At 59.9% G+C, this 3,996-nt stretch carries 4 protein-coding genes and 1 pseudogene; 2 read left to right on the top strand and 3 right to left on the bottom strand.

Features of this window, described 5'->3' with window-relative positions:
- Both ACFFAR_RS26815 and argB read right to left on the bottom strand, forming a co-directional pair.
- The coding region (locus tag ACFFAR_RS26815; protein ID WP_375508783.1) for a pyrimidine 5'-nucleotidase at positions 1 to 613 on the bottom strand (613 nt) is incomplete at its 3' end.
- Complete coding sequence (gene argB / locus ACFFAR_RS26810; protein WP_060817518.1) at positions 610 to 1,509, bottom strand: acetylglutamate kinase; 900 nt, start codon at positions 1,507 to 1,509, stop codon at positions 610 to 612. The genes ACFFAR_RS26815 and argB, both read right to left, overlap by 4 nt.
- Before the next feature lie 145 nt (positions 1,510 to 1,654).
- On the opposite strand from argB, the gene ACFFAR_RS26805 reads away from it, so the two are divergent.
- Positions 1,655 to 1,918, top strand: coding sequence for a cysteine-rich CWC family protein (locus ACFFAR_RS26805; protein ID WP_375508782.1), 264 nt, complete (start codon positions 1,655 to 1,657; stop codon positions 1,916 to 1,918).
- A gap of 58 nt (positions 1,919 to 1,976) precedes the next feature.
- Here ACFFAR_RS26805 and ACFFAR_RS26800 read toward each other — a convergent pair whose 3' ends face one another.
- Positions 1,977 to 3,689, bottom strand: a complete 1,713-nt coding sequence (locus tag ACFFAR_RS26800; protein ID WP_375508781.1) for a tetratricopeptide repeat protein — start codon at positions 3,687 to 3,689, stop codon at positions 1,977 to 1,979.
- A gap of 109 nt (positions 3,690 to 3,798) precedes the next feature.
- On the opposite strand from ACFFAR_RS26800, the pseudogene ACFFAR_RS26795 reads away from it, so the two are divergent.
- Positions 3,799 to 3,996: pseudogene (locus ACFFAR_RS26795) on the top strand (sensor histidine kinase); the annotation flags it as partial.

Raw genomic sequence — 3,996 nt, 5'->3', positions numbered from 1 at the left:
TGATCCAGACCGTGCGAATTCCCATGCGTTTATAGCGCTTCAGATGACCGCGTGTATCTTCGACAAGAATGGCGTCCGAGAGCCTGACATCCGCACGATGCATGGCGCGCCTCAACATTCCCGCATCGGGTTTTGCACGCCACATGCCACGAACCTGCATGTCTTCGATTGCAATCACACGCTCGAACAAGCGCGCGATACCGAGTTCCGCCAGCACGGCGTGAGCATAAACGGAAGGCCCGTTGGTCAACACGATCTTGCGACCCGGCAGGCGGTTCAACAGCCGCGCCAACCCGCGTTCGGCGCGCACCATTGAAGACAGGTCGGTGAACGTATGCACGAGGTGCAGAAACTCGGAGGCATCGATCTGATGATGTCGTATCAGGCCCAGCAGCGTGGCGCCGTATCGCTGGGTATAGCCGGTGCGAAGCCGGTTGGCTTCGTCGATATCAACGCCCAGCCGGTCAATGATGTATTGCGTCATCCCGCGATTGATCGCCGGAAAAATCTCGTGCGACGCGTGATGCAGCGTGTTGTCCAGATCGAACAACCAGACGGGGGCGCCGCGTTTGCTCACGCGGCGCTTGATGGAGCGTGGCGATTGCGCGCTCAATGCGAGCGGATCATGGTCCCGAACGGCTGTTCGGTCAGGATTTCGAGCAACACGGAATGCTCGATGCGCCCATCGATGATGTGGACCGAACGCACGCCGCTCTTAGCGGCATCCAGCGCCGATGAAATCTTCGGCAGCATGCCGCCGGAGATGGTGCCATCGGCGAAAAGCGCGTCGATCTCGCGTGCGGACAGATCGGTCAGCAGGTTGCCTTCCTTGTCCATCACGCCGGGAATGTTGGTCATCATGACGAGCTTCTCGGCGTTCAGCACGACGGCGAGTTTGCCCGCAACGAGGTCCGCGTTGATGTTGTACGACAGACCGTCTTCGCCGAAGCCGATCGGCGAGATCACCGGAATGAACGCGTCGTCCTGCAGCGCCTTCACCACGGCCGGATTGATGGCTTCGACTTCGCCCACCTGCCCGATATCGATGAATTCGCCCGGATTGTCGCGATCCGGCATTTGCAGTTTGCGTGCGTGGATCAGGCCGCCGTCCTTGCCTGTCAGTCCGACCGCCTGGCCGCCGAAGTGATTGATCAGCGTGACGATGTCCTGCTGCACTTCGCCGCCCAGCACCCATTCGACCACTTCCATGGTCTCTTCGTCGGTGACGCGCATGCCCTGGATGAACGTGCCTTGCTTGCCGATTTTCTTGAGCGCCTGATCGATCTGCGGACCGCCGCCGTGCACGATCACCGGATTGATGCCGACCAGCTTCAGCAGGATCACGTCGCGCGCGAAGCCCTGTTTCAGGCGCTCCTCGGTCATCGCGTTGCCGCCGTATTTGATCACGATCGTCTTGCCGTGATACTGCTTGATATAGGGCAACGCCTCAGCCAGGATTTCGGCTTTCAGGGTCGGCGCGATCTGCGTAAGGTCGGGAAGCTCGGACATGGCGGCGATGGGGCGAAGAGCAGTTTAAACAGGCGGAATTGTACAGGACTGACGCGCTGCATCAGGCGTTTGGCGTTGTATTCACCATTGCAATTGCGCAACGGAGGCAGACGGGCGCCTGGCCGCTCCAGTGTGGGGCGGGAGCATGAAACCAGGTTGTTCGCGCGAGCTGCCAAACCGCTTTCACTCGATTCTCCTCGATACCATGACCGATACGCGTTCAGGATCCTCTGCATTGCAACATTGTGCACGCTGCGGGGTGGATTTTCGTTGCGGCAGCCAGTCGGGCGATGCCACATGCTGGTGCGCATCGATGCCGGTCTTGCCGGCCGACCGTTTGGAGCCTCGGCTGACGTGTCTTTGTCCCGCGTGCTTGAGCGAGAAAATCGGTCGCATCGTGCAAAAATAAAACGGCGACCCGGTTGCCCGAGTCGCCGTTTGCGCTTGGCTGAAACCCGCCAGACGCCTTACGCGGAGGTTTTCTTCGCCATGCGCTTGCGTGGCGCCGCGCCGGTGTGCGTCGCCGCGAGCAATGCCAGATCGCGGGCGACGTCGCTCATGACCGGCTCCCACTGCCCGAAGTTTTGCTGCCGATACAGCTTGGCTGTCGGATACCACGGGCTGTCCGTGCGTTCGAGTTGCCAGACCCAGTGGGGATTGACGTCGAGCAAAATCCAAGTCGGCTTGCCGAGCGCGGCTGCCAGATGCGCCACGCTCGTGCATACGGTGATCACGAGATCCAGTGAATCGATGAACGCAGCGGTGTCGTCGAAGGTTTCGAACTTTCCGGTGCGATCGGCGATTTCGAAACCGCCGTCCCGAGCCGTCGATACCGCGCCCGACGCATCTTTTTGCAGCGAGAAAAACGCGACGTTTTCGATACCCCTGAACGCCTGCGCATACCGGTCGATACCCACGCTGCGGAACATATTGCGCTGATGGTTCTCGCTGCCACTCCATACGAGGCCGACGCGCAGGCGTTTGTCAGCGGCGAACTCAGTGCGCCAATCGGCGGCGAGGTCGGCGTCGGCTGCGAGATAGGCCTTTTTCGACGGAATCGTGTCCTCTTCAATGCCGAAATGCAGTGGCAGGCTCAGCAGCGGGAAATGAAAATCAAACTCGGGCAGCGGGCTGTCGTGTGGCACGCATTCAACGTTCTTTGGCGCCAAGCGCGCCATCAGCGGATATACGGCTTTGAACGCCGCCCAAACAAGATTGCCGCCTTGAGCGTTCACTTTCTTCGCCAGCATGGGGACAAAGCGTGAAAACTGCAGCGCGTCGCCAAAACCCTGTTCGCCCCACAGCAGCAATGTTTTGCCCTTCAACGATTCTCCGTTCCAGCGCGGCACATTGAATTCGGGATATGAATTGCGCAACTCGCTGGACCCGTCCCAACGCGCTTCGAAATTGGCCCAACCGCGCGCATAGTTGCCCTGCACGAGATCGAGAATGGACAAGTTGAACGGAAGTCGCGCCACTTGCGGCGCGATGTCAGCCGCGGCCTTGGCGGCCTCAGTCGCCTCTTCCCAGCGCTGCGCCTCTTTCAACGCAAGGCTGTAGTTGGACAATGCCAGTGCGTTCGCCGGATCGATCTGGACCGCGCGCTTGCCCGCCGCGAGTGCATGCTCAAGCTCCCGGCGGCGCGGATACATCCGCGTCAAATTCGTCCACGCCTCGATATCCGAAGAATTTGCGGCTACGGCTTCTTCAAGAAGCTTCAGCGCATCGGATTCACGGCCGGTGACTTCGTAGGCGACGGCCAGGTTATTGCGCAGGGTCGGGACGGATGCATCGATGGCATGTGCGCGTTCGTAGAACGAGATGGCTTCCGCGTGACGGTTGGCGAGCTGAAGGGCATAACCCAGATGCCAAAGCGCGAGCGCATGTTGCGGATGGGTATTGACGAGTTGCGCGCCAAGCTGGATGGCCTCGGCAAGGCGCTTCTGCTTCAACAACGAGTCGATGAGATCCAGCACGGTTTCCGCGCGCGCGGGTTCGAGCAGCGTTGCAGCATGCAGCCACGTGGAACGCTCCGCCTGGTTGCCATGGGCACCGGCGATTTTGGCGTTCTCAAGATAAGCGGGCAGGACGCGCGAGATAATGGATTCCTGGCCGGCGTCTTGAATGAGTGGCGTTTCGCTCAAAAGCGCGTCGGGACGGGACGATTGGCTGCGATTCATAGATGATTGTGCGGCCGGGCCGCCCTGTACGAGACAACATCCGATGGTGCGGCAAATCATCGATCGCGGCCATTAGACTATTCTGAAATTAAGCGCGACGATTACTGAAATGCATCGAATCACGACCACGGGCCGCGTCAATCTCGGTCACCTTTTCTGGCTTCGCAGCCTTGCGATCATCGGTCAACTGGTGACGATTGCGGTCGTTCAGACTTTCTACGGCGCGCATCTCCCGATGGCAGCAATGCTGACCATCATTTCGCTCGAAGTCATGTTCAACGCGATCACGTGGACCCGTGTCATGCGC

Origin of the sequence: uncultured Caballeronia sp. (assembly GCF_964243625.1) — a bacterium.
Taxonomy (GTDB): domain Bacteria; phylum Pseudomonadota; class Gammaproteobacteria; order Burkholderiales; family Burkholderiaceae; genus Caballeronia.
The sequence above is the reverse complement of the archived record's forward strand: the minus strand, read 5'-3'. Positions and strand labels throughout refer to the sequence as shown.

Excerpts from the sequence above, each read along its gene's own strand:
- argB (WP_060817518.1), bottom strand. The coding sequence starts at position 1,509 with ATGTCCGAGCTTCCCGACCTTACGCAGATCGCGCCGACCCTGAAAGCC.
- ACFFAR_RS26805 (WP_375508782.1), top strand. The coding sequence starts at position 1,655 with ATGAAACCAGGTTGTTCGCGCGAGCTGCCAAACCGCTTTCACTCGATT.
- ACFFAR_RS26800 (WP_375508781.1), bottom strand. The coding sequence starts at position 3,689 with ATGAATCGCAGCCAATCGTCCCGTCCCGACGCGCTTTTGAGCGAAACG.